The organism is Rhodococcus sp. IEGM 1302 (assembly GCF_030056935.1).
Lineage (GTDB): Bacteria > Actinomycetota > Actinomycetes > Mycobacteriales > Mycobacteriaceae > Rhodococcus_F > Rhodococcus_F qingshengii.
This window is the reverse complement of the sequence record NZ_JASHKY010000004.1, coordinates 232,007-255,467: the sequence shown is the minus strand read 5'-3', so window position 1 is coordinate 255,467 and position 23,461 is coordinate 232,007. Positions and strand designations below refer to the sequence as shown.

Annotated in this window: 20 protein-coding genes; 8 read left to right on the top strand and 12 right to left on the bottom strand. The window is 63.4% G+C overall.

All coding sequences use genetic code 11. From position 1 onward, the window contains the following. Nucleotide 1 precedes the first annotated feature (1 nt). The 5 genes from cysK to QM609_RS10265 form a co-directional block, all read right to left on the bottom strand. The gene (cysK, locus tag QM609_RS10285; protein WP_003945916.1) at nucleotides 2–937 is read right to left on the bottom strand and encodes a cysteine synthase A; all 936 of its coding nucleotides are present in this window, start codon (nucleotides 935–937) and stop codon (nucleotides 2–4) included. A 181-nt stretch (nucleotides 938–1,118) separates the two neighbouring features. After that, nucleotides 1,119–2,948 carry a phosphoenolpyruvate carboxykinase (GTP) gene (locus QM609_RS10280; protein WP_003945806.1) on the bottom strand — a complete coding sequence of 610 codons (1,830 nt, stop codon included), beginning with the start codon at nucleotides 2,946–2,948 and terminating at the stop codon, nucleotides 1,119–1,121. 277 nt (nucleotides 2,949–3,225) lie between these two features. Next, on the bottom strand, nucleotides 3,226–3,564 hold the full coding sequence (locus QM609_RS10275) for a DUF6802 family protein (RefSeq protein ID WP_042920271.1): 339 nt from the start codon (nucleotides 3,562–3,564) through the stop codon (nucleotides 3,226–3,228). Nucleotides 3,565–3,698: 134 nt separating this feature from the next. Next, nucleotides 3,699–5,039 carry a hypothetical protein gene (locus tag QM609_RS10270; RefSeq protein WP_228232467.1) on the bottom strand — a complete coding sequence of 447 codons (1,341 nt, stop codon included), beginning with the start codon at nucleotides 5,037–5,039 and terminating at the stop codon, nucleotides 3,699–3,701. Then, on the bottom strand, nucleotides 5,032–5,928 hold the full coding sequence (locus tag QM609_RS10265) for a GTPase domain-containing protein (RefSeq protein WP_076948592.1): 897 nt from the start codon (nucleotides 5,926–5,928) through the stop codon (nucleotides 5,032–5,034). Before QM609_RS10265 ends, QM609_RS10270 begins: the two co-directional genes overlap by 8 nt. A 199-nt stretch (nucleotides 5,929–6,127) precedes the next feature. On the opposite strand from QM609_RS10265, the gene trmB reads away from it, so the two are divergent. The 3 genes from trmB to QM609_RS10250 are packed head-to-tail and all read left to right on the top strand — an operon-like array spanning nucleotide 6,128 to nucleotide 10,540. Further along, entirely contained in the window at nucleotides 6,128–6,886 is a 759-nt protein-coding gene (gene trmB, locus QM609_RS10260) for a tRNA (guanosine(46)-N7)-methyltransferase TrmB (RefSeq protein WP_007734493.1), read from the top strand. Next, nucleotides 6,883–7,590 (top strand): NYN domain-containing protein, encoded by a 708-nt coding sequence (locus QM609_RS10255; protein ID WP_003945733.1) that lies wholly within the window; start codon nucleotides 6,883–6,885, stop codon nucleotides 7,588–7,590. Before trmB ends, QM609_RS10255 begins: the two co-directional genes overlap by 4 nt. 10 nt (nucleotides 7,591–7,600) lie before the next feature. Beyond that, entirely contained in the window at nucleotides 7,601–10,540 is a 2,940-nt protein-coding gene (locus tag QM609_RS10250) for an MMPL family transporter (protein ID WP_007734492.1), read from the top strand. Here the strand turns inward: QM609_RS10250 and QM609_RS10245 are convergent. Beyond that, the gene (locus QM609_RS10245) at nucleotides 10,515–12,377 is read right to left on the bottom strand and encodes a DUF2339 domain-containing protein (protein WP_076948591.1); all 1,863 of its coding nucleotides are present in this window, start codon (nucleotides 12,375–12,377) and stop codon (nucleotides 10,515–10,517) included. The genes QM609_RS10250 and QM609_RS10245 overlap by 26 nt on opposite strands. A 121-nt stretch (nucleotides 12,378–12,498) precedes the next feature. Next, a complete protein-coding gene (locus tag QM609_RS10240; protein WP_042920278.1) occupies nucleotides 12,499–13,071 on the bottom strand; it encodes a TetR/AcrR family transcriptional regulator in 573 nt (190 codons plus the stop codon). 152 nt (nucleotides 13,072–13,223) lie between these two features. Here QM609_RS10240 and QM609_RS10235 point away from each other — a divergent pair, with 152 nt between their 5' ends. Together QM609_RS10235 and QM609_RS10230 are read left to right on the top strand one after the other, a co-directional pair. Then, the gene (locus QM609_RS10235) at nucleotides 13,224–13,751 is read left to right on the top strand and encodes a cupin domain-containing protein (protein ID WP_007734488.1); all 528 of its coding nucleotides are present in this window, start codon (nucleotides 13,224–13,226) and stop codon (nucleotides 13,749–13,751) included. Between the two features lie 35 nt (nucleotides 13,752–13,786). Next, nucleotides 13,787–14,239 carry a MaoC family dehydratase gene (locus tag QM609_RS10230; protein WP_003945664.1) on the top strand — a complete coding sequence of 151 codons (453 nt, stop codon included), beginning with the start codon at nucleotides 13,787–13,789 and terminating at the stop codon, nucleotides 14,237–14,239. Between the two features lie 4 nt (nucleotides 14,240–14,243). Here QM609_RS10230 and QM609_RS10225 read toward each other — a convergent pair whose 3' ends face one another. Genes QM609_RS10225 through QM609_RS10210 form a run of 4 tightly spaced genes read right to left on the bottom strand, consistent with a single transcriptional unit; the run spans nucleotide 14,244 to nucleotide 18,036 of the window. Beyond that, complete coding sequence (locus QM609_RS10225; protein WP_076948590.1) at nucleotides 14,244–14,963, bottom strand: DUF1707 SHOCT-like domain-containing protein; 720 nt, start codon at nucleotides 14,961–14,963, stop codon at nucleotides 14,244–14,246. A gap of 17 nt (nucleotides 14,964–14,980) precedes the next feature. After that, nucleotides 14,981–15,613, bottom strand: a complete 633-nt coding sequence (locus QM609_RS10220; protein WP_047269712.1) for a response regulator — start codon at nucleotides 15,611–15,613, stop codon at nucleotides 14,981–14,983. A gap of 28 nt (nucleotides 15,614–15,641) precedes the next feature. Further along, entirely contained in the window at nucleotides 15,642–16,865 is a 1,224-nt protein-coding gene (macS, locus tag QM609_RS10215; protein ID WP_007734482.1) for a MacS family sensor histidine kinase, read from the bottom strand. Then, nucleotides 16,858–18,036: an AI-2E family transporter gene (locus QM609_RS10210; protein WP_007734480.1), complete on the bottom strand. Its 1,179-nt coding sequence runs from the start codon at nucleotides 18,034–18,036 to the stop codon at nucleotides 16,858–16,860. Before QM609_RS10210 ends, macS begins: the two co-directional genes overlap by 8 nt. 192 nt (nucleotides 18,037–18,228) lie before the next feature. Between QM609_RS10210 and QM609_RS10205 the strand changes: the two genes are divergently transcribed. Next, on the top strand, nucleotides 18,229–19,707 hold the full coding sequence (locus tag QM609_RS10205) for an adenylate/guanylate cyclase domain-containing protein (RefSeq protein WP_003945952.1): 1,479 nt from the start codon (nucleotides 18,229–18,231) through the stop codon (nucleotides 19,705–19,707). Nucleotides 19,708–19,716: 9 nt separating this feature from the next. Then, entirely contained in the window at nucleotides 19,717–20,823 is a 1,107-nt protein-coding gene (locus QM609_RS10200) for a lysylphosphatidylglycerol synthase transmembrane domain-containing protein (protein ID WP_042452628.1), read from the top strand. Here QM609_RS10200 and QM609_RS10195 read toward each other — a convergent pair. Next, nucleotides 20,820–21,500: a FadR/GntR family transcriptional regulator gene (locus QM609_RS10195; RefSeq protein WP_007734477.1), complete on the bottom strand. Its 681-nt coding sequence runs from the start codon at nucleotides 21,498–21,500 to the stop codon at nucleotides 20,820–20,822. The genes QM609_RS10200 and QM609_RS10195 overlap by 4 nt on opposite strands. Nucleotides 21,501–21,663: 163 nt before the next feature. Here QM609_RS10195 and QM609_RS10190 point away from each other — a divergent pair, with 163 nt between their 5' ends. Further along, nucleotides 21,664–23,400: a 2-isopropylmalate synthase gene (locus QM609_RS10190; protein ID WP_064111939.1), complete on the top strand. Its 1,737-nt coding sequence runs from the start codon at nucleotides 21,664–21,666 to the stop codon at nucleotides 23,398–23,400. The last annotated feature ends 61 nt before the right edge of the window (nucleotides 23,401–23,461 follow it).

The window sequence follows — 23,461 nt, the reverse complement described above, 5'->3', positions numbered from 1 at the left end:
CTCAGTCCCGGATGTGTTCGAACAGCGGGGTGGAGATGTAACGCTCGCCGAAGTCGCACACGACAGCCACGATCAGCTTGCCGGCGTTTTCCGGACGCTTCGCCAACTCGAGTGCTGCCCAGACGATGGCGCCGGACGAGATGCCGCCCAGGATGCCTTCCTTGGTACCGAGTGCGCGAGCGACCTCGATGGAATCGGGGAACGAGACGTCGATGATCTCGTCGTAGATCTCGCGATCGAGGACGTCGGGCACGAAGTTCGCGCCGATTCCCTGGATCTTGTGGGGGCCGGGCTGGCCACCGTTGAGGATCGGCGAGTCGATGGGCTCGACGCCCACGATCTTGACCTCGGGCTTGTACTTGCGAAGGGTGCGTCCGACGCCGGTGATAGTGCCGCCGGTGCCGATGCCGGACACGAAGATGTCGACGGCGCCGTCGGTGTCGGCCCAGACCTCTTCGCCCGTCGTGGCCTCGTGGATGGCCGGGTTGGCCGGGTTCGCGAACTGGCTGGCCGAGACAGCGTTCTCGGTCTGCTCGACGATTTCCTTGGCCTTGGCGACCGCACCGGCCATGCCCTCGGATCCCGGGGTCAGCACGATCTCGGCGCCGTAAGCACGCAGCATCACGCGACGCTCGGTGGACATGGTCTCGGGCATGGTCAGGATGACCTTGTAGCCGCGAGCAGCACCGACCATGGCGAGTGCGATACCCGTGTTACCGCTGGTTCCCTCGACGATGGTGCCACCGGGCTTGAGTGCACCGGACTTCTCGGCGGCGTCGATAATCGCCACGCCGATCCGGTCCTTGACGCTGTTGGCCGGGTTGTAGAACTCGAGCTTGACGGCAACCTGTGCGTCCAGGCCCTCGGTCAGACGGTTGAGCCGCACGATCGGGGTGCGCCCGACCAATTCGGTCACGTTGTTGTAGATCCCGCTCATATCTGGTCCTCCTGAGGATCGAGTGTGTCGACCCGCTCGCTGATCACTGCTTTACGGCTGAACTGCATAACGGCTGAACTGCTTAACGGCTACAGGCAAGGGCATACAGACGACCGATGCCGCATCGGTTCATCAAATTGAACCAATGCGGCATCAGGCCACTACATACGGGGGCGGTTTATCAGGCCAACCGCTGCTTCAGAGCTTCGAACTCGTCGCGAATGCCGGTCGGCAGCTTCTCGCCGACGAAGTCGAACCACTCTTCGATGAGCGGGATCTCGGCCTTCCACTCGTCGATGTTGACCGCGAGAGCCTCGGTGATGTCGGCGTCCGACACGTCCAGGCCTTCGATGTCGAGTGCCGATCCGGTGGGAACGACGCCGATCGGGGTGTCGATACCGGCAGCCTTGTGCTCGATACGCTCGACGATCCACTTCAGGACGCGGGAGTTCTCGCCGAAGCCTGGCCACAGGAAGCGTCCGTCGTCGCCGCGGCGGAACCAGTTGACGTAGAAGACCTTGGGGAGCTTGGACGCGTCCGCGGACTTGCCGAGGTCGATCCAGTGCTGGAAGTAGTCACCGACGTTGTAGCCGAGGAACGGCAGCATTGCCATCGGATCGCGGCGAACCGTACCGACCTGGCCTTCGGCTGCTGCGGTCTGCTCGGAGCCGACCGTTGCACCCATGAAGACGCCGTGCTGCCAGTCGCGAGCCTCGGTGACCAGCGGAACCGTCGTCTTGCGGCGTCCGCCGAACAGGATTGCCGAGATCGGCACGCCCTTCGGGTCGTCCCACTCGGGAGCCATGATCGGGCACTGCGACATCGGGGTGCAGTAACGCGAGTTGGGATGAGCCGCATGGGTGCCCGACTCGGGCGTCCACTCGTTGCCCTTCCAGTCGATCAGGTGCTGCGGGTCGCCTTCGAGGCCTTCCCACCAGACGTCACCGTCGTCAGTCAGAGCGACGTTGGTGAAGACCGTGTTGCCCTGGTCGATGGTGCGCATGGCGTTGGGGTTCGAGGACCAGTTGGTGCCGGGAGCCACGCCGAAGAAACCGAATTCCGGGTTGACGGCGTACAGCTGTCCGTCCTCACCGAAACGCATCCAGGCGATGTCGTCACCGAGGGTCTCGGCGCGCCACCCGGGGATGGTCGGCTGGATCATCGCGAGGTTGGTCTTGCCACAAGCGGAGGGGAATGCCGCCGCGATGTAGTAGGCCTTGTCCTCGGGCGAGATGAGCTTGAGGATGAGCATGTGCTCGGCCAGCCAGCCCTCGTCGTGCGCCATTGCCGAGGCGATACGCAGCGAGTAGCACTTCTTGCCCAGGAGAGCGTTTCCGCCGTAGCCGGAACCGAAGCTCCAGATCTCACGATCCTCGGGGAAGTGGGTGATGTACTTGGTGTCGTTGCACGGCCACGCGACGTCTTCCTGGCCTTCGGCCAGCGGAGCGCCCAGCGAGTGCAGCGCCTTGACGAAGAATCCGTCGGTGCCGAGCTTGTCGAGAACCTTGCTGCCCATGCGGGTCATGACGCGCATGGATACGACGACGTACTCGGAATCGGTGAGCTCGACGCCCAGCTTCGGGTCCTCGGCGTCGAGGGGGCCCATGCAGAACGGCACGACGTACATGGTGCGTCCACGCATGCAACCGCGGTACAGGTCACCCATGAGGGTGCGCATCTCCGCCGGGTCCATCCAGTTGTTGGTGGGACCTGCGTCGATTTCTTCCTTCGAGCAGATGTACGTACGCGATTCGACTCGCGCGACATCGGACGGATCGGAGTTGCCGAGGAAAGAGTTCGGCTTCTTCTCGTCGTTGAGGCGGGTGAAGGTTCCTGCCTCGACCAACTTCGTTGTCAGTCGGTCCCATTCTTCGTCCGAGCCGTCTGCGAAGACGACGCGATCAGGCTGGGTGAGTTCGGCAACCTCTTGCACCCATGCAAGCAGTTCCTTGTGCTGCGTGGGGGGCGTGCCGTCAGTTCCATTGAGACCGGGAATGGTCGCTGAGGTCATCAAACTCTCCTGGGGTGAGCCGGAACCGGGTTCTCGTGACACCGGATGCGAACTGCAGCGCCCCGATACCAGTCGATCCCGGTGTCCCCCTCTCGACGGGGTCCAGCCGCGTCATCCACTCACGTGGATTTCACGGACGCCGGGTGTCCTATGTATTGAGGTTAACGCTGGCTGTTCACCTGCAGGTAATCGGGTGCGGTCAGAAATGTCACAGAAACGATTCAGTTGGTGTGTTCAGGTGCCTACCCGGCGCTCAGAGCACATAAACGGAAGCTTTTCAGAGCGCTCCGGCATCGATTTTCTGCCACACGAGGGCGCCTTCGTCGTCTCGACTGCATTCCCAGGCCGAGTAGTCGCCGTCCGACTCGATCATCGTGAGGCGATCGGCGCTACCGTCGCGATCGAAATCGGACACGATCACGACAGCGTCGTCGGAGTGGACGACACGGCTGTCGACCGTTCCGTCACCGTCCAAGTCGAAGGCGTCGAAGTTCAGGTCGCCGGCATCGACCGGTCCCGACGCGGGCCCGAAGGTCTCGGGCTCGATACGCCCAGGATCGAGCGCTTCGGCTTCGTGCCCGTCGATGTGTCCGGCCGTGATCAGAAATGCGTCCATTACTCCCCCTACTGGATGGTGACCTACTGCTTCGGCAACCCCTACCGAAACCGTCCGCTCAGTATTACCAGACCCCGACGATCAGTCGTGGCCGAAATTGCCGCACTGTGGAGAACTCTGCACTCGCGAAATGATCAGTAGGCGGTGTTCAAAACGGCGAGGTCGCGCTCGCACGACGCGAGCTGACCCGATCTGGCCGCGGCGAGCTCACGAAGTTCACCGTCGATCTCCACGATTCGAGCCTGCGCCGACGCCAACTGCTCGCGACTCTCCGCCATGATCGCCGCTCCCAGATCCGCCTCGGCCTCGAGCAGCACGCTCTGCACTCGCTGCTCCCACTGAGCGCGAACCGCCGACATCGATTCGACGATCCACGACCTGGAGTGGGCACGATCGGCCGTCAGCCCGCGATTTCGCGCCAACCACCACGCCGCGGCGCCACCCAGAATCAACGTCACGGGGATACTTGCGAACTCCAAGGCCGGAATCATTTCCAGCGGAGTCACTGCGATACGGCCGAGGCCGAGACCCGCGGACGCGCCGACAAGAATTGTCACCCGGTCCTCGTTTCCGCGCTGACGGCCCGGCAGGCCCTCCGGAATCTGCGGGGAAGGCATGTATCCGTTCGTCCCCGCAGATTCCACCGCTGCCGCCATCGCGGCGTCGAACACCCGGGTGTGATGGTCGACCTCGTGCTGCAGTCGCGTCGGCACGCTGCCCAATTCGGCTCGCGAGGCCGTGCCGACCCAGGCACGTGCCCCGGCGACCGTCGCCCGGGTTGCCTCGGCGATTTGTTGTGACAGATCCCCGCGCGCTCGTTGCAGTCGGCTTCGCACCTGCACCAGGCGTTCGCCTCGCCGGCCGTCACGGTCTGCGAGCAGCTGCGATCGCTCGGCCCGCAATTCGGCACCAGGAACACTGTCACGTAGATTCCGGATCTCCATCTCGATCATCCGGCGCGTCTGTGCGATGACTCCGGAATCCGAACCACCTGCTTCCCTCTCCCGTGCCGCCCGGCTCACGACCGCAACGAGTGACTGCTCTTGACCGGGCGCAATCGGGACCACCGGGGCCTGAGCAAAAGCGGTGCAGTGCGAAGCGAGAATCTGGGCATCACGCCGGCGCACCGCCTGCCAGTCTCGATAGACGTCGATGCGGGTCAGCGCGACCACCACCGGGGTTCCGCTCGCCGCAGCGTCGCCGAGGAGAAGGAGATCCTCGCGTCCGATCACACTGGCGGCGTCGACGACCAGAAGTACGACGTCGGCGTCCACCTCGCGTGTCACTGTCGAACAGTCATCAGAAGCATTGAACATCCGGGCGACGTCTTCCCGTCCACACCTCGGTGGGCCGACAACGTAAATGCGAGTGCCACTGGATGTTTCGGCGGCGACCCGGCGACCCGGATCGGATGCCGGATTCCATCGCTGCACCACGCGCAGCACCGAATCCGGAAGTACCGAAACGCTATTCATCGGTCACCGCCGGGGCAGAGCGATCGCCTCCGAGCTGCGCCCACCGACGCACATACCCGCGTCGAATCAGTGAGACCCGTTGTTGCGGACACTGTTCCGACTCGTTCACGAGCTCGCTCCACCACCGGCTGCACGTGCCCGCGTCGTCAGCAGTCCGAGGATCGGGAGGTTCGCCTTGACGCAGGGCTCGAATTTCGGGGCTCATCATCGCCGCCGCGGCGCCGAACAACACCGCGGAGTCCGAACTCAGATACAACTCGATCTCGTCCCTGCCCGCAATGCTGCGCGAGGCAGATCGCCTCAGCGCCGGGCCGATCTGCTCGACCCGGCCCCACCACTGCGCCTCCAGAACAGGTCCGAGAGCCGCGAACAACTCTTCGACGCCGCGCCCGGTCAGTGTCTCCACCGGAACCGTGGGCACGCCGACGTTCTCGGAGATATCCGCGGCCCGTCCCAGCGCCTCGTCCCAGCGCGGACCGAACAAGTCAGCCTTGTTCGCAGCGACGACCACACGATCGGAAACTCGAGCAATGGCTCGGCCGTCGACGTCGCGGACCGCGTCGACCACCACGTAGACAACGCAACGACGACCCAGATCGGGGTTCGACGTTCCAGGGACATCGAATGCCCTCGACTCGGTCACCACAACCGGTGCGCCGACAACTCTGCGCGAGAACCGGTCGTCGCGCCCCAGGATCCGCGCCAAAGACGACCGCCCCACCCCGGCTCGCCCGGCGACCACCAATTCGAGCGGCGCTGTCAGCGATCCGAGCACCGAGTGAACCGCCTCGGCGGCTCCCGAATCGATCGATGTCAGCCGATATGCCAGAGCGCGCAACTGATCGATCGGCTCCACGCAGGCGTCGTCGATCGATTCTGCGGGCAACATTCGTGACCAATTACTGCATGCAAATCCTGTGTTCATCCCCACCCCACGTCCCCATCGTGTCGGTGAGATTCTGTCAGGTTCTCGGCAAGGACGGCAGGTGACACCACCCTTTCGCCGACAGTCCGAAGTCGACGGTTTCAGGACTTTCCGTGGAAAGTCTCAACTCAAACTTCAGACCCGTCTGCGCTAAACGGGGGTCATGCGTGACAATGGGTTCGTGAACGAAGCCGATCAGCATGCACCGCAGACCCCTGACACGGGGCAGACGGACCACACCAAGGGGTCCCGTCTCCATCCGAGAGTGACCAGCTTTCGCTCTCGCCGGGGTGCGCTGACCGACGCACAGCAGCAGGCTTGGGACCGTCAGTGGCCGCTCATCGGCGCCGACGTCTCGGACACACCGCTCGACGCGAACGCCTGGTTCGGACGCGAAGCACCCCTGATCATCGAGATCGGTTCGGGTACCGGCACCGCGACGGCCGCCATGGCCAAGGCGGAACCGCACGTGAACCTGATCGCGATCGAGGTGTACCGCCCCGGGCTCGCGCAGCTTCTCCAGCAGGTCGAACGCGAAGAAATTCCCAACGTCCGCGTACTGCGCGGTGACGCGATGGACGTACTCGAGAACATGGTCGCCCCCGAGTCCCTGACAGGCGTCCGGGTGTTCTTCCCGGATCCGTGGCCCAAGGCCCGCCATCACAAGCGTCGCCTCCTGCAGGGGCCGACGTTCTCGCTGATCGCCAACCGCCTCAAGCCCGGCGGAGTCCTGCACGTGGCAACCGATCACGCCGAGTACGCCGAATGGATCGAAGAAGCCGGCAATGCCGAGCCGCTGCTGACCGCACTCGACTGGGAGTCTCCGATGACCCACGAGCGTCCGGTCACCAAGTTCGAGGACAAAGCCCATAAGGTCGGAAGTGCAATCACCGAGCTTATATGGGGGAAGATCAGAGCATGAGCGTCAGCGAACAGCTATCCGACGACGTGACGTCGTCGGAATCTCCTCTCGACTTCGGTCGTGACTCCCGCCACCCCAAGCGGGTGCTTCTGGTCTGGGACGCCCCTAACCTCGACATGGGCCTCGGCGCCATCCTCGGTGGCCGGCCTACCGCCGCCTACCGGCCACGATTCGACGCTTTGGGTCGTTGGCTGCTCTCTCGCACCGCCGAACTGTCCGCACAGAACAGCGGCACGCTCGAGCCTGAAGCGACCGTCTTCACCAACATCGCGTCCGGCAGCGCCGACGTCGTTCGTCCTTGGGTCGAAGCCTTGCGTAACGTGGGTTTCGCGGTGTTCGCCAAGCCGAAGGTCGATGAAGACAGCGATGTCGATTCGGACATGCTCGAGCACATCGCGCTCCGGTACGGCGAGGGCCTCGCCGGAATCATGGTCGCGTCCGCCGACGGCCAAGCGTTCCGCGAACCTCTTGAGGACATCGCAGCAACCGGCATCCCGGTCCAGGTTCTCGGGTTCCGTGAACACGCCAGCTGGGCTGTGTCGTCCGATATCTTGGACTTCGTCGATCTCGAGGACATCCCAGGTGTCTTCCGTGAGCCTCTGCCACGGGTAAGCCTGGACACCCTGCCCGACGAGGGCGCCTGGTTGCAGCCGTTCCGACCGCTTTCTGCCCTGCTCATCGGGCGAAAAAGTGTTGCCGAGTAGGAGTTGATCAGTGTTCGCCAGCTGGGGAAGCATCGTCTATCGAGCCCGCTTCACCGTCATCGCTGTCATGGTGGCGGGGCTCCTCGGGCTCGCTGCGTACGGCCTGAGCCTGCAGGATCATCTCAGCCAGAGCGGCTGGGACGATCCGGGGTCGGAATCGGTAGAGGCTGCCAAACTCGCTGACGGCACGTTCGGACGCAGCACGACGGGTGACGTTCTGGCGCTGTACACGGCGCCGGAGGGCAAGACCGTCGACGACCCCGAGTTCCAAGCGAAGGTCATCGACAATCTGCAGCGACTCGTCGCCGACAACCCCGACCAGATCATGAAGATCAACGGCTCGTACTTCAAGGTCGACAACGGTCTCTCGGTGGCGGCCCTGGCGGACAAGACCAAGCAACACGCGGTCACCAGCATCGCGATCGCCGGAGACAACGACACCGCGGTGTCCAACAACTTCCGCGACGTCGAGTCGCAGTTCTACATCGACGGCGTCGACGTGCAACTCGCCGGCCTGCAACCTGTCGCGAATTCGCTCAACGACACGATGGCCAACGACATCAAGCGCATGGAAATGCTCGCGATTCCTGCTGTCGGTGTCCTGCTGTTCTTCGTCTTCGGTGGCGTCGTCGCTGCTGCCCTCCCGTTGATCGTCGGCGGTCTGACCGTCATCGGCGCCAACGGCATCATTCGACTGATCACCAACTTCACCGAGGTCAACGCGTTTGTTGCGCCCGTGGTCTCTCTGGTCGGCCTGGGTCTCGCGATCGACTACGGACTGTTCATCGTCAGCCGTTTCCGAGAAGAGATAGCCGAGGGGTACGACACCCCGACCGCTGTACGCCGAACGGTCATGACGGCGGGTAGAACGGTCATGTTCTCGGCGACCATGGTTGCCGTCAGCCTCGGCGGTCTGCTGTTGTTCCCGCAGGGCTTCCTCAAATCGGTGGCTTACGGCGCCATTGCTGCCGTCATGCTTGCCGCGATCTCGTCCATCACGATTCTTCCCGCGATTCTCGGCATTCTCGGCAAGCGGATCGACGCGCTGACCTTCAAGAAGCTGCGCCAGACCAAGACCAACGAGGAAATCGAGAACGGTTTCTGGGGCAAGCTCACCCGCTGGGTCATGCAGCATCCGCTCAAGGTCGCGGTCCCGATCGTCGCGGCTCTACTGCTGATGATCATTCCGCTGACGGGCATCAAGTTCGGCGGTATCAACGAGACGTACCTGCCCCCGGACAGCCCCACGCGTGTCGCGCAGGCGCAGTTCGACGAACTCTTCCCCGGCAATCGCACCGAGCCCGTTCGACTCGTCATCGAGGGAGCCGACAACACCACCCTCGGTCAGATTTCCAAGACCGCAAATGCTGCGCCGGGTCTGGTCGAGAAGTTCACCCCGGAGGTTGCGACGAAGGACGGTGTCAACGTCCTCAAGGCCGGTCTGACGGAGCGGAACGAGGCACGTCCCACCATCGACTATCTGCGGTCCGCGGACTGGCCCGAGGGCACAACTGTGCTGGTCGGCGGTACTCCGGCCATCGAGCAGGACAGCGTCGACGCATTGCTCGATCGTCTGCCGCTGATGGTCGTATCCGTCATCCTGCTGACGACCTTGCTGATGTTCTTGACGTTCGGCTCGCTCGTCCTGCCCATCAAGGCCGCATTGATGAGCGCGCTCGGACTGGGTTCGACGCTCGGAATCCTGACCTGGATCTTCATCGACGGGCACGGTTCCGGTCTCTTGAACTTCACGCCGGGACCGATCATGTCTCCCGTCCTGGTGTTGATCATCGCGATCGTCTACGGCCTGTCGACCGACTACGAAGTGTTCCTGCTCTCCCGCATGGTCGAAGCGCGCGCGCAGGGCGCGAGTACTACCGAATCCATCCGTATCGGCACGGCACATACCGGCCGGATCATCACCGCTGCCGCACTGATTCTGATCGTGGTCACCGGCGCATTCGGCCTGTCCGATCTGGTGATGATGAAATACATCTCCTACGGCATGATCTCCGCGCTGATCATCGACGCGACTCTCATCCGAATGTTCCTGGTCCCCGCGACCATGAAACTGCTCGGCGACGACTGCTGGTGGGCTCCGGCCTGGATGAAGCGGATCCAGCAGAAGATCGGGCTGGGCGAGCCGATCCTCGACAACGAGCTGGTACTCGCGAACGTCCCGCAGATCGCGCCTGTCGGTGCGATCGCCGGACCGGGGCAGCCGCGCAAGATCGAAGCGGCCTCGCGGGTCATGCCGCCGCCTGCCCCGGCTGCACAGCCGGAAAGCGGACCTCGCGTTCCCGATCCTCTCACCGAGCCCATTCCGCTCAGCGAAATGGCGATCAAGGCACCCAACACGGAGGCTCCCGCCGCGGAGAAGCCGGCACCGCGACGTCGTCTCGATATCGGGAGTGCAGCCAGCGCCCCCCAGAACCTGATCGAGGCACCGGTACCCAATCCCTCGTACCGGCCGCAACCGAATGCCAGCGACAAGCGCAGAAACCCCACGCCCGCTGCGCCGGCCGAGCGTCCCATCGAGAGTTGGTTGTCGGACCTGCGGGCCCGGGAACAGACTCCCCCGGCCTCACGTCCACTGCCGGTGGTCCGGACGCCTTCGCGGACAAACGGTTCGGCGACCAACGGTGCTGCCAGCAGCAGTTCAGGCTCCAACGGCGCGAGCCGGAACGGCTCCGCAAACGGTGCTACCAACGGCTCTGCAACAAACGGTTCAGCCCCGACCTCGGTGGAGGCGACCCCCCAGTCGCCGCCTCCACCGACCGCTCCGGAGCGTCGTAACGGGGTTTTCACGGATTCGCCTTCGCCTACCAACGAGCCCCGAGTCTCGGACGCCACCCCTGACGGCGACGACAACGCCACCGGCAGGCACCGGCCTGACGACGCAGGCGCCATCAGCGTGAGCGAGCTCATCGCTCGCCAGAAGCGAAGCTGACCTGCTCCTGCTCCTGCTTGGCGAAGGCTCGTGCATAACGTGTCCCGACCAGCAGGAGCAGCAAGCCGACCACCAGGAAGGCAACGCTGCGCACCAGCCCACTGAGTGTGGCCAGGTCGAAGAGGAACAGCTTTGCCACGGCCGCACTGGTGAGAGCAAGCCCGGCTCCGAGCAAGACGCGAGCGTGCTGGCGGTTGTTCAATCCGAGCACCAGCGCTGACGTGGCGGCAAGCATCCACACGATGGTTGCAACGCTGTGCCCGGCAACGAAACCGGTTGCACTGTCGAAAATTTCGACGCCGGATGAGACGAGCGCGCACGTCACCGCGTAGAGGACACCGAACCCTGCGGCCGCCCATAGAACCGCTGCATTCGAATCGGCGATCAACTTCAGTCGGTGAATCGCCCAGACCAGCATCACCAGCGCGCCTATCGCCGTCAGGCTCGAGAGTGCCGTGATCGCACCGAGTTGCCTGGACGCGGCGCGAGCGGTCGTCAACGCTTCCGGCGGAACCGTCGTGAGGTATCCGATCGATCCGATTGCCGCAAAGGCGGTTCCGAGTGCGAAGACGAAGCGCGAACCCGCATACAGCGAGACTCCGAGGAAGATCATTCCGACCGTGAGGATCAGCGGTACGACCAGAGATTCAGTCGCCCCGGAGAAGCAGCAGAGCAACAATGCGAGGGCGCCGGTTGCGCCCAGTCCGAATCGCAGTTGCGTCGGCAAAGGCTTGGCCGCCGCTGCAGCCGAAAGAAGTAGTGCCGCAGCAATTCCGTACAGCACTGCGGATTCGGTGCGCCCGAGCACGGCTCCGACGCTCATCAGCGGAAGGGACGAGACAACAAAGGTAGCGGTGGACCACGCCCCTGCAATGCCGTCACGCGAGGGCGAACCCGTCCACTGCATAACCATCGCGCAGCCGGCCCCCACGATTGCAACCACGCCGGCACTGACCACCAATTGCACTGCACTGTTACCGGATTCGTCAAAGATGGACTCCGACGCTATCGCTGCGAGCAGTGCGAGAACCACCGGTACGGTGCGCGCCATGCCCAGGTACTTCCAGTCACGACCGAGCTGGGCGGAGAATGTCGCCGACTGGATCGCGAAGAGGAAACCGATGAGGGTCAACGATATTCCCGACGTCAACACGGGAGCCAGCAGCGCTGCTCCCAGAACGATCATGAGCGCCAGCGATTCGGAATGCCACTTCACGGCGAGGGCAACGCCGGCGGCGGCGATTCCGAAGGCAATCACCACCGCGAGCGGTGTCGTCACCCAACCGTAGAGAACGGAGGCTGCGACGACATCGAGATACATCCCTGCAAAACCTGTGGCAGCCAGGGCAATTGCCCCCACTTTGCCCCCTGGTCGTCCGTGGACCCGCACCCCGGCAAACACCAAGGCGCCGGAAAGGAGCGCACCGCCGAGCACCCGCAGCGGAGGTCCGAAGAATCCGGCCTGCGCTGCAAGTACCAGCAGCATCACGACGCCGATCAGTGTGACGGCAACACCGGCCGCGGCCAGGAGTCGACTGATGACACCGTCGCGTTGCCACCAGGGCTGGCGAGGTGCGGCAGCCGGATACGTCGGCGGCTGCCACGCGGGCACGCTCTGCTGAGGACGCATTGGCGGCATCTGCGGCACCTGTGGCACCGGAGCTGCGGGTGCCGGAACTACCGGCATGGGCGGGGTCGCAGTAGCCGAGGCCAGCTGAGTCTGCAGGATCGACAGGTTCTGGCCCATGTGACGCAACTGCCGGCCGATGCTGTCGCACTCGGCCGAGAGGGCGGTCACCAGTCGCGGATCGACGGCGGAAGAGCTCGGTGTGGTCATGGCTTCGAGCTTGCTGCGTGGCCGAACCGATCAGATGAGTAGTACTACTCGATCAGCCTGAGGACTTCTCGTACTCAACTGAGGACACCTTCGACTGACTGCATCATCGACTGACAGGGCACTAACGCCGAGGTGCCGCGTTCCGCAATCGTTCGGACAGAAGCCGACCCGAAGTGTGAAGCGGAGCGGGATCCTGACGCGCCCGAGCAAGGACCAGCGCGCCCTCGAGTGCGGACAGAGCGAGAATTGCCTCGGACTCGGCGTCTTCGCGGGACCAACCGTCTGCCTCGAGGCGCTGAGCCAGCAGTGCGAGCCACGAGTTGTACCCGTCCGCACAAGCACCGCGGATGACCTCGGATTCGGTTGCGGCATCCAGTGTTGCCGTAGCCAGGGCGCATCCACGTTCGTAGTCCGAATCCGACAAACGCGCAGCCAATGCGGCGGCGAATGCCGAGATCGCGGTGGCTGCATCGGGTGAGCTCTCCAGCAGGTGCCGGATGAAATCGGCCATTGCCTCGCCACGTCGTCTCAGAGCCTCGCCTGCGAGTTCTTCCTTGCCGCCGGGAAAGTGAAAGTACAAGGAACCTTTGGTAGTCGCACTAGCCGAGAGAACTTCCGACACACCCGTTCCGGCGTAGCCCTTCCGCTGCAACAGATCGGCAGCGGCATCGACCAACAAATCCCTCGTAGACATACGTTCAATATACCGATCAGTACACATATCGACAACAGTTGAAGTGCATAAATTGTCAAAACCTTGCATCACTAGACCGATTGGTACATGATTCGGGAATCAACAAACCGGAGCGCGGCCAACGACGCTCACGACGACGAAGGACTGAATCGATGTCACCGAATTCCCCGAACAACACCACCACGACCGTCCTCGGACCGGACGAAGACCTCGCCGGGACCCTCGCGGCCACCGGCGTCCGGATGATGGTTCGTAACAAACAAACCGAGGGAGGTTTCTCTCTTGTACAACACCGCATCGCTCCGCATTCGATGACCTCACCGGTCCATCGCCACAGCCGGGAAGACGAGTACACGGTGGTTCAAAGTGGCCGCGTCGCAGCGATGGTCGGAGACGAGGTCGTCTACGCGGAGACCGGCGCCATGATCTTCAAACCGCGTGGCCAGTGGCACGCCGTGTGGAATCCCGACGACGCTCCAGCGCGGATTCTCGAAATCATCACGCCCGGAGGAATGGAAGACCTGTTCGAACTGATGCCGAAACTACTGGCCGAAGCAGGTTCCGCCGCGGAATCGGTTGCAGCGCGGGTAGAAGCAGACTTCGGGATCGAATTCGATCTCGTTGCCACCGCCGAGATCGCACAGACACACGGTGTGGGATTCGGCATCGAAAGTCACTGACCGACTGTCAGCACCTACCGATCGAAGGAAGATTCATGCTTGTACTCACCGGAGCAGAAGACCTCAGCGCCAACCTGAACCAAGAGCTGGGCGTCAGCGACTGGCACGATGTCACCCAGGAGTCCATCGACGAGTTCGCCCGGGTCACCGGCGACGATCAGTGGATTCACGTCGATGTGGATCGCGCGAAGGAGTCACCGTTCGGCGGAACCATCGCGCACGGCAACTACACGCTCTCACTCGGCCCCAAGTTCTCGTACGCAATGTTCTCGCTCGAAGGTTTTGCGTTTGCTCTCAACTGCGGATTCGACAAGGTCAGGTTGCCTGCTCCGCTTCCGGTCGGCTCTCGTGTCCGCATGCGCGCGACGTTGAGCAAAGTCGAACCGATCAACGGCGGTGTCCAGATCACGGTGACGCAGACGTTCGAACGAGAACACGGTGACAAGCCCGTGTGCGTCGCCGAGATGTTGACCCGCGCGTATCACTGAAAGGTCAGGAGCCGAACATCTTTCGGATCGTGGTACCGAAGGGATGCTTCGCGGTGACACTGCCGAATCGCACCTTGCCGTGCACCACCAGATGCAGCGGGCCCATCTGTGGGCCGGACCGAACCTTGTTCGACGCGCTTCCCCCGACTGCCTCGACACCGTTCATGTCCACCGTCGCCTCTTCGGGAACGATCAGTGAAATCGAGCTGGCGTAGTCGTCGATCGAGATGTTCACGACCTGCGTCTGCATCACCGCACGCGTGAAATCGATAGTCACACTGGACATTCTGGTGTCGACCACGACAGCTGGTGGAACGATCCAGGCACCGTTCCGCGTCACCGTCGCCATTCGTCCACGGATCACGGCAGCATTTGCCGCTCCGTAAGTACCTACAACCGGAGCCCCGACGGGAGCGCGGTAAGGCGGGCTCGGGTGAACCGGCGGCGGTTGGGGGTGGTACGTCGGCGCCGGGTAGGGCTGGCCTTGGTACATCGGCTGACCCGCATTGGGATACGCGGGTGGGTCGTAGTCGGAGATCAGTGTGATGCCCGGAAGATCGGCGAGAACCGAGTTGAGCTCACCTCGTGTCTTTGCGGCCAAGGCAGTGTCCATGCGCTCGGTGAACTCACCGAGCGAGAGCATCCCTTGACCGACAGCTTTCTGCAGCAGCTCGCCGACATGCTCTCGTTCGGCATCGGATACGCGTAGATTCCTGGCCTCCATGATTTCCAGGATAAACGTTATTCGAGACCTTGTTCTATCGCGTATCGCGTGAGCTCGACGCGATTGGCCAACTGAAGCTTCCGAAGCGTTGCCTGCACATGGTTTTCGACGGTCCGGTGGCTGAGCGAGAGCCTCGTGGCGATCTGTTTTGCGCTCAGCCCCTTGGCGACAAGACGGAGCACTTCGGTCTCACGGTCGGTGAGCCGAGGCAGCTCGGGTGCGCGATCGTCGGCCGGTGCCGTCGACATCCGGCGGTACTCACCGAGCACCAATCCGGCGAGGCCGGGGGTGAAGACGGCTTGTCCGTCGAAAGTCGCTCGCACGGCCTCGAGCAGTTCCGCCACCGAAGCACTCTTGACCAGGTAACCCGACGCTCCGGCTTTGACCGCGTCGAGGACGTCGTCACGTTCGGCAGAGGCCGAAAGCACCAGTACCTTGCTCTTCGGCGAAACCTCGAGAACTGCGGTGGTGGCGTCGGCACCGTTTCCGTCCGGCAGGTTCATGTCCATCAGAACCACCGCCGGTTGCACGGCGGCGGCCCGGCGGCGCGCACTCTCGACACCCTCCGCCGTGGCGCTCACGGTGAAGCCGGCAGCTTCGAGGTCCCGGGAGACACCGTCGCGCCACATCGGGTGATCGTCGACGACCATCACCGTCACCGGATTCTCGCCATGTTCGTCAGCCACGCTCACTTTTCCCCTTCGGAACGTTGATCTCCCATTCGGTGCCCTCCCCCGGCCCGGTTTGCAGGACTGCAGTGCCGCCGAGCACCTGCACTCGGCCGAGAATGGACTTCGATACTCCCATGCGGCCTTCGGCTTCGGCCTGCGCCAAGCGACCCTCGGGGATTCCGACGCCGTCGTCGCGGATGCTGACGATCACCTCGTCCGGCAAATCTTCGAGCAATACGTATGCCTTCGCCGCGGGCCCGGCGTGCAGCCCGACATTGGACAGAGCATTGTCGACGATGGCTGCCAGTTCGATGGCTCGATCACGCTCGATCACGACGGGGTGCGCGGGCGTCGACACCGACACCGACGTGCTTGCCTGCGTGGTCAGCAGCGGACACAGATCCACTGTCTGTCCGCCGACGTCTGCCGCGGCGCCCGAAACCTGCTCGGAGATCAGCATTCTCAAGGCGACCTCCTGCTCACCGGCCAGAGCAGCCAGTTCAGCTGCCTCGCCGCCGAGTGCCGCACCTCGCCTGCGCACCATCGCCAGCACCTGCAGAACGCCGTCGTGTACTTCGCGTGCCAAACGCTCGCGCTCTTCGGTGGCCGCCGCCAGACGGACGGCTTGCTCGAGTTGTCGATGCGAGCGCCGAGCGGTGGTGGTGGCCAAGCCCAACGCCAGGCCGACCGATACGAGCACGGGAGCCGTCGCATCGCGCCAGAGGTCCAGGTTGACCTGGTCGCGGATGATCGCGCTGGCCGCCGAGATGACAACTCCGGACGCCATACCGAGCCACGGCCCGCCGAGAATTGCCGCGGAGATGACCGCGTTGGTGGCCCACAGCGTGGTGGGCAGCGTCTGGTGATTCTGATACCACTCGTGGTCGGAGACCAGCCTCGTCGACGCCATCAGCAAGATGACGACCACCTGATCGGCGATCACCACCTGATACCGCGGCAGCTTCTTCCCGAACAAAGCACCGGATGTCCCGAGCAACAGTGCCGACACCCCGGTCCACACGGCCATCAGAGCGACGAAGAACCAGCTGAGCCGAGAGTTGGTGTAGTCGGAGGCCGAGGCGAACTGGTAGCTGATCGCGTACACCAGCGTGACGAGCCGAAATGCCTGCGCCGCCCGCCACAGCGGGGCATCAGGGTCGGTGTCGACGCCCGACGCCTCGCGAACGGTCGGCTGATAGTGCAGCCGACGACGGCGGGTGGGCTCAGTCATCGGGAGGAGTGGGGTTCACGATGCGAGGCTCGGCGCGCGGCTCGTCGGGTTCGGCGGGGAACAGTGGGGTTTCCGGATCTTCGACGTGCAGTTCGGCGTACGCGATGTCCGGGTCGTCGGCGAGGAGGGAACGAATAGCGGTATTCAGGACCGCGACGATCGGAACAGCCAAGAGCCCGCCGACGATTCCAGCGAGAACGATGCCCGTTGTAATGGCGAGAACGACTGCCAGCGGATGCAGGCGAACAGCGCGACCCAACAACAGCGGTTGCATCACGTGCGCTTCGAGCTGCATGACGCCGATGATGATGCCGAGGACAATCAGCGCCGTCAGGAAACCCTTCGTGACCAGAGCGACAAGCACCGCGAGAAAACCGGTCAGAAATGCACCGACGATCGGAATGAACGCGCCGATGAACACCAACGACGCCAGCGGCAGGGCGAGCGGCACCCCGAGGATCGCCAGGCCGGCACCGATACCGATCGCGTCGGCGGCGGCAACCGCGACCGTGGCGCGCACGTAGCCGATCAGCGACCCGAAACCTGCAGAACCGGCGATCCGTACGCGACGACGCGCGTCGGTGGGAACTATCCGGGTGACGAACTGCCAGATCTGATCGCCGCCGTAGAGGAAGAAGATGAGAGTGAACAGCGTCAGCAATGCCCCGGTGAAGATCTCGCCGATGACTGTCGCCGTGGTCAAAGCGCCGCTGGTCAGGGACTCACGATTGGATTGCACCGACTTGACGACCGAATCACCTGCCTGGCGGATCTGATCCTCGCTGAAGTGCAGCGGACCGCTGGTGAGCCAGTTCTGAATTTGCGTGACGCTGGCCGTGAACTGGTCGGTGAGCTGGGGCAACCCGTCGATGAACTGCTCGACGACAAACGTCATGATTCCCGCGACCAGCCCGATCGAGGCAAGCAGAACGACGATGACGGCTGCCGAGCGGGGAACACCCCACACCTGTAGCCGATCGACAATCGGGATCAGCAGAGCTGATGCCAGCAGAGCCAGCCCCACCGGGATGAGCACGGTTTCGAGGCGGAGTACGACGTACCCGAGAACCAACAGTCCGGCGAAGATCACAATGAGGCGCCACGACCATTCCGCAGCGATGCGCACGCCGGGATGCACCGCCCGAGCGTCGGCGGAGATGGGTTTGTTCATCCTCGATGCTCGCTCCGCACGCCCCCTGTTTGCGTTCACATCGCGAGCCTAACCGGCCCGGCCGACACAGGTGAGCGGACGAATAATCGGACGCGCGTACCAACACTTCGACCTCTGCCAGCTAAATTGAACCCTGTGCGGGCCTCATACAGAGCAATAGCGGTGACCATCCGCAGCCGGTGGCCCCTCTATATGCTCTCCATGCTCGCAGCCAATCTGATCGGCGCGGTACTGGTCTTTGCCTTCGTCCGGTACGGCGTGCCGATCCAGGAGTCCGACGCGATAGTTGCCGACCGGGTCCGCAACTTCGCGATCTTCGGCGTGTACCTGGCATTCGCCGGCGCCGTCAGCCTCACGGCGGCGGCGATGATGTTGAAGTCGGTCATTCGCTGGCGGCTGCGCGGGGGTCCACCCACGAGGTCCGAGCAGATGGCGGCACTGCACGCGCCGCTTCGCCAGGCCATCGTCCACCTGGTGCTGTGGATTCTGGGCGGCATCATCTTCGTGTTCCTGACCATCACCGAGATGCCCGGACTCGCGATCGCCGTGATCGTGACGGTCTGCATGGCCGCGACCACGACCTTCGGGTTCACCTACATGCTCGGTGAGCGCATTTTGCGTCCGGTCGCCGCCCAGGCCTTGAGCGAGGGCGAATTCGATCGGACCATGGCGCCTGGCGTCGGAACCCGGCTGGCGATGACCTGGGGTCTCGGCACGCTGATGCCCGTCGCAGGCATCATCTTGCTGTGCTCGACGCAGCTCACGACCGATCTCGAGTTCTCCCCCGACTCTCTCGCGTGGGCGATCCTGCTCATCTCGATCATGGCGATCGTGCAGGCCTTTGCGCTGTCGATGCTGACGGCTACCCAGATCTCCGATCCGATCCGCCAACTGCGACGCGCCATCGAGCGGGTGCAGCGCGGCGCCACCGACGTACGCGTCGAGGTGTTCGACGGCAGTGAGATCGGCCGGCTGCAGGTCGGCTTCAACCGCATGATGAAAGAGTCCGACGAGCGTCGTCTGCTGCGTGAGCTGTTCGGTCAGCACGTCGGCGAGGATGTGGCCCGGCGCGCGTTGAAGTTCGGTACCGAGCTGGGCGGCGAAACTCGATTCGTGGCAGTTCTGTTCGTCGACATGGTCGGATCCACCGGTGCCGCGGCCGAGCGCCCGCCGGGTGAAGTGGTCGAACTGCTCAACGAGTTCTTCCGTGTGGTCGTCGACGTCATCGATCGTCACCATGGTTTTGTCAACAAGTTCATGGGTGATGCAGCGCTCGCCATCTTCGGTGCACCACTCGATCGACCCGACGCTCCGACGGCAGCCCTCGCTGCGGCTCGCGAGCTGCGGTTCAAGCTCAACGACATCACCGGCCTCGACGTCGGAATCGGTGTGAGCGCGGGGCTCGCGGTCGCCGGCAACATCGGTGCTGCCGAACGTTTCGAGTACACCGTGATCGGTGATCCGGTCAACGAGGCGTCACGGCTCACCGAGCTCGCGAAACTTCGGCCCAGCCGGGTGCTGGCGTCGACGAGCGCGTTGTACTTCGCCGACGAAGAGGAACAGGCCGAGTGGGAACTCGGAGAGCAAGTCCAACTGCGTGGGCGCCGACGACTGACGCATCTGGCGTGGCCGGAAAAGTATCCAGAGGTCGATCCGGATCAAATTGGTTAGGGTGAGTCGATGGCTCAGCCTGGAAACACCCCACGGCGACTGAGACGACCACGCTCGCCCGTGGCCGAGACCAGTCGGGTCAGAGGGCGCTTCTGGTGGCTGAAGTGGCTGCTCGGGGTGGCTCTGATCGCTCTTCTGATCGTCGAAGGTGCAATTCTGTGGTCCAAGCTCAGTGAGTCCTGGCAAGCCTTGACCGAAATCCATTGGGGTTGGGTGGCCGCGTGCGTCGCGGCGCAACTCATTTCGCTCAGCGGATACGCGTCCGTTCAGCAACGTCTTCTCAATGCCGCCGGTGTGATTGCCGGTCACCTCAAGAACCTCTCGGTCATCTACGCCAGCACCGCGATGGCGCTGACGTTGCCAGCCGGCCAGGTCTTCTCGACCGCATTCACCTACAAGCAGACTCGGAAGTGGGGCGCTACACCAGTTGTCGCGTCTTGGCAGTTGGCGGTGTGTGGAGTGATCGCTGCGGCGACTTTGGCGCTGTTGGGTGCCGCGGGCGCGTTTGCCTTCGGCACCAAGGTCAGCCCTATAACGCTCACGATCTCGATCATCGGCATGGCGGCACTGTTCCTGGCGTTGCGATACATAGCCCAGAATCCCGGCAGTATCGAGCGAATCGGGCATCGAGTCCTAGCCCGCTACAACCGAATTCGCAAGAATCCGCTCGGCCACGGGATGCGACGCTGGTCCGAGATCCTGAAGCAACTGGATACGGTCGAGCTCAGCCGCACCGACTCGGTCATCGCATTCGGGTGGTCGGCCATCCATCGTGTCGCCGATGTCGCTTGTTTGGGTTTCGCATGTTGGGCTGTTGGCGCGGAGCCCTCTTTTGCTGGGCTCCTGATCGCTTTCGCCGCCGCAAAAGCAGTCGGCAGCATTCCGCTGGTTCCCGGCGGGCTGGGTTACGTCGACGCTGCTCTGGTCACCGCGCTGACGATCGCAGGGGCCGGCGGAGCGCAGGCAATCGCGTCGGTGTTCGTGTATCGGATGGTCAGCCTCGTCATGGTCGCTGTCGTCGGTTGGATCGTCTTCTTGATCACTTTCCGTGCAACCCACCACGAAGACCTCGAGATGGACCTCGAGTTCGAACGCCGCGAACAGCCGGGCGTCTAGCGTCGCAACGCTGCCGCCATGTCGTCGAGGTGTGCCCGGCTGATCCGAACGGCTGCCTCCGCGTCGCCGGCTTCGATGGCGTCCACCAACATTCGATGTTCGTCCGCGTCGGGCTGGCTGTGGGGATGCAGGTCCAGAACCGCGATCAACTCGATCAACGCAGCCCGCAGACGCGGTACAAAGGTCTCGAAGAGTTCCGACAGCACGGGATTGTGTGCCGCGTCCACCACTGCTCGGTGGACGGCGATGTCGGCGTCGACGAACGCTGCGTCGCCAGAGTGCGCTGCGGCAGTTCTACCGTCGAGCGCTTGCCGCAGAGCCGCGACGTCAACGGCATCGCGCCGCTGCGCAGCGAGGCGAGCTGCTTCGATCTCGACCGCGTTGCGCACCTCGACGACGTGAAGGATCGCCTCGGCTTCGAGCACTCGGGGCCACTGATCCGGAGGCGTCGTACTCCGTAGGAAGACCCCGGCGCCCTGCCGCGATTCGAGCATGCCGAGGCCCGCGAGAGTCCGCACTGCTTCCCTGATAGTGGACCGCCCGATACCCAACTGCGCAGCAAGAGTGGTTTCACCTGGAAGTTTGGCGCCGACTTCCCATTCACCGCTCACGATCCGCGCGCGTAGCAACTCCGCGGCCTGGTCGGTGAGCAGCCGACGCTCGACGATCGGGGACACGTGAACTCCTCAGGTTGTCTGATAAGTAATTTCGTTCTAGTGTAGCCCGCATGGCTACAGGAGCACTCCTTCTCGACTGCCGCGGCGGGGCCTGAAAGACCGGCACCCCTCCGCGGGGTTTCGCCATGCCGGTCTCTCGACTCGACCGCAGGAGAAACCAAAGATGAGTACTACCCGCGCCAACCGCTGGAACAACCAGAAGCCGTCACCCATGCCGTCCGAGCGCTATCGCGCCGCGTGGGATCGCGTCGACATTCCGACTTTCGAGCGGACGTGGCCGTCCAATCGCACGACCGCGGCGCCCCTGTGGGTGCCCGTCGATCTGCGTGACGGCAACCAAGCCCTCGCAGAACCGATGGACCCCGAACGCAAGCGTCGAATGTTCGAACTGATGGTGGCAATCGGCTACAAGGAAATCGAGGTCGGCTACCCCTCCGCGAGTCAGACCGATTTCGATTTCGTTCGCGACCTGGTGCGCTTCGATCTCGTTCCCGACGACGTCACTATCGTCGTATTCACTGCCGCGCGTACGGATTTGATCGAACGGACGTATCAATCGATCGAGGGGCTGCCTGACGCGGTCGTCCACATGTACACGGCGACTGCGCCGACGTGGAGAAACGTCGTTCTCGGCAAGGAGCGAGAAGAGTTGCACGACATGATTTTCCGCGCCGCGCAAGACGTTGCTCGTGGCGGCGAAGGCCACGACGGCTGGCGATTCGAGTTCTCACCCGAGGTCTTCAACCTCACCGAACCCGACTACATCCTGCAGGTCTGCAACAGTCTCACCGAACTCTGGGACGCCAGTCCCGATCGCCCGGTCATCCACAACCTCCCTGCCACAGTCGAAATCGCCACCCCCAACATCTATGCCGATCAGATCGAATACATGCACCAGAATCTGGCCCGACGCGATTCGGTGATCCTCTCGGTCCACCCGCACAACGACCGCGGCACCGGCGTTGCGTGCGCCGAACTGGCAGTGCTGGCCGGCGCACAGCGCGTCGAGGGATGCCTGTTCGGCAACGGCGAGCGGACGGGCAACGTCGACCTGGTCACACTGGGGCTGAATCTGCATGCACAGGGCGTCGATCCGGAAATCAACTTCTCCGACATCGACAAGATCCGTCGAACGGTGGAGTACTGCAACCGAATTCCCGTCCACGAGCGCCACCCGTACGGCGGCGATCTCGTGTACACGGCATTTTCCGGAACCCACCAGGACGCGATCAAGAAGGGCTTCGCGCATCACTACGAGAGCGCGGAGGCTGCCGGCGTCGATCCGGGATCGGCGCCGTGGGCGGTCCCCTACCTGCCGATCGACCCCGCCGACGTCGGCCGCGACTACCAGGCGGTCATTCGTGTGAACAGCCAGTCGGGCAAGGGCGGAATCGCATATCTGCTGCAGACCGAGTACGGGGTCGAACTCCCCCGGCGCCTGCAGATCGACTTCGCCTCGCGGGTGCAGCTCGAAACCGACGACTCGGGCACCGAAATGACTGCCGACAAACTGTGGAGACTGCTGCTGCGCGAGTACGGGTACAACGGAGGAGTGCGTCGGTACTCACTGGAACACACCGCCGACGGTGATCAGTTGTTCGTTGCCATCGATCGCAACGGGCGCGAGGTCACCGCCGCGGCCAGTGCGTCCGGCCCAGTCGAGGCATTGAGCAAAATCCTGACCGAACAGGGCTCGGCTGTCGAGGTCGTCTCGCTCACCCAGCATTCACTGCCCCGCAACCCGAATTCTTCCGGGAGTGCGAATTCGGCAGTCACCATTGCAGAGTGCGTGGTGAACGGTGAAGGACGCTGGGGCATTGCGGTGCATCAGTCGGTGACAGCGTCGGCGCTTCACGCGGTCTATGGCGCAAGCACAAACACTGTGATGCAGCTCACATGATCTTGCGGAAGGATTTCCCGGGGTCCATAGTTGAAGCTACAAGAACTTGAACATTCAACTA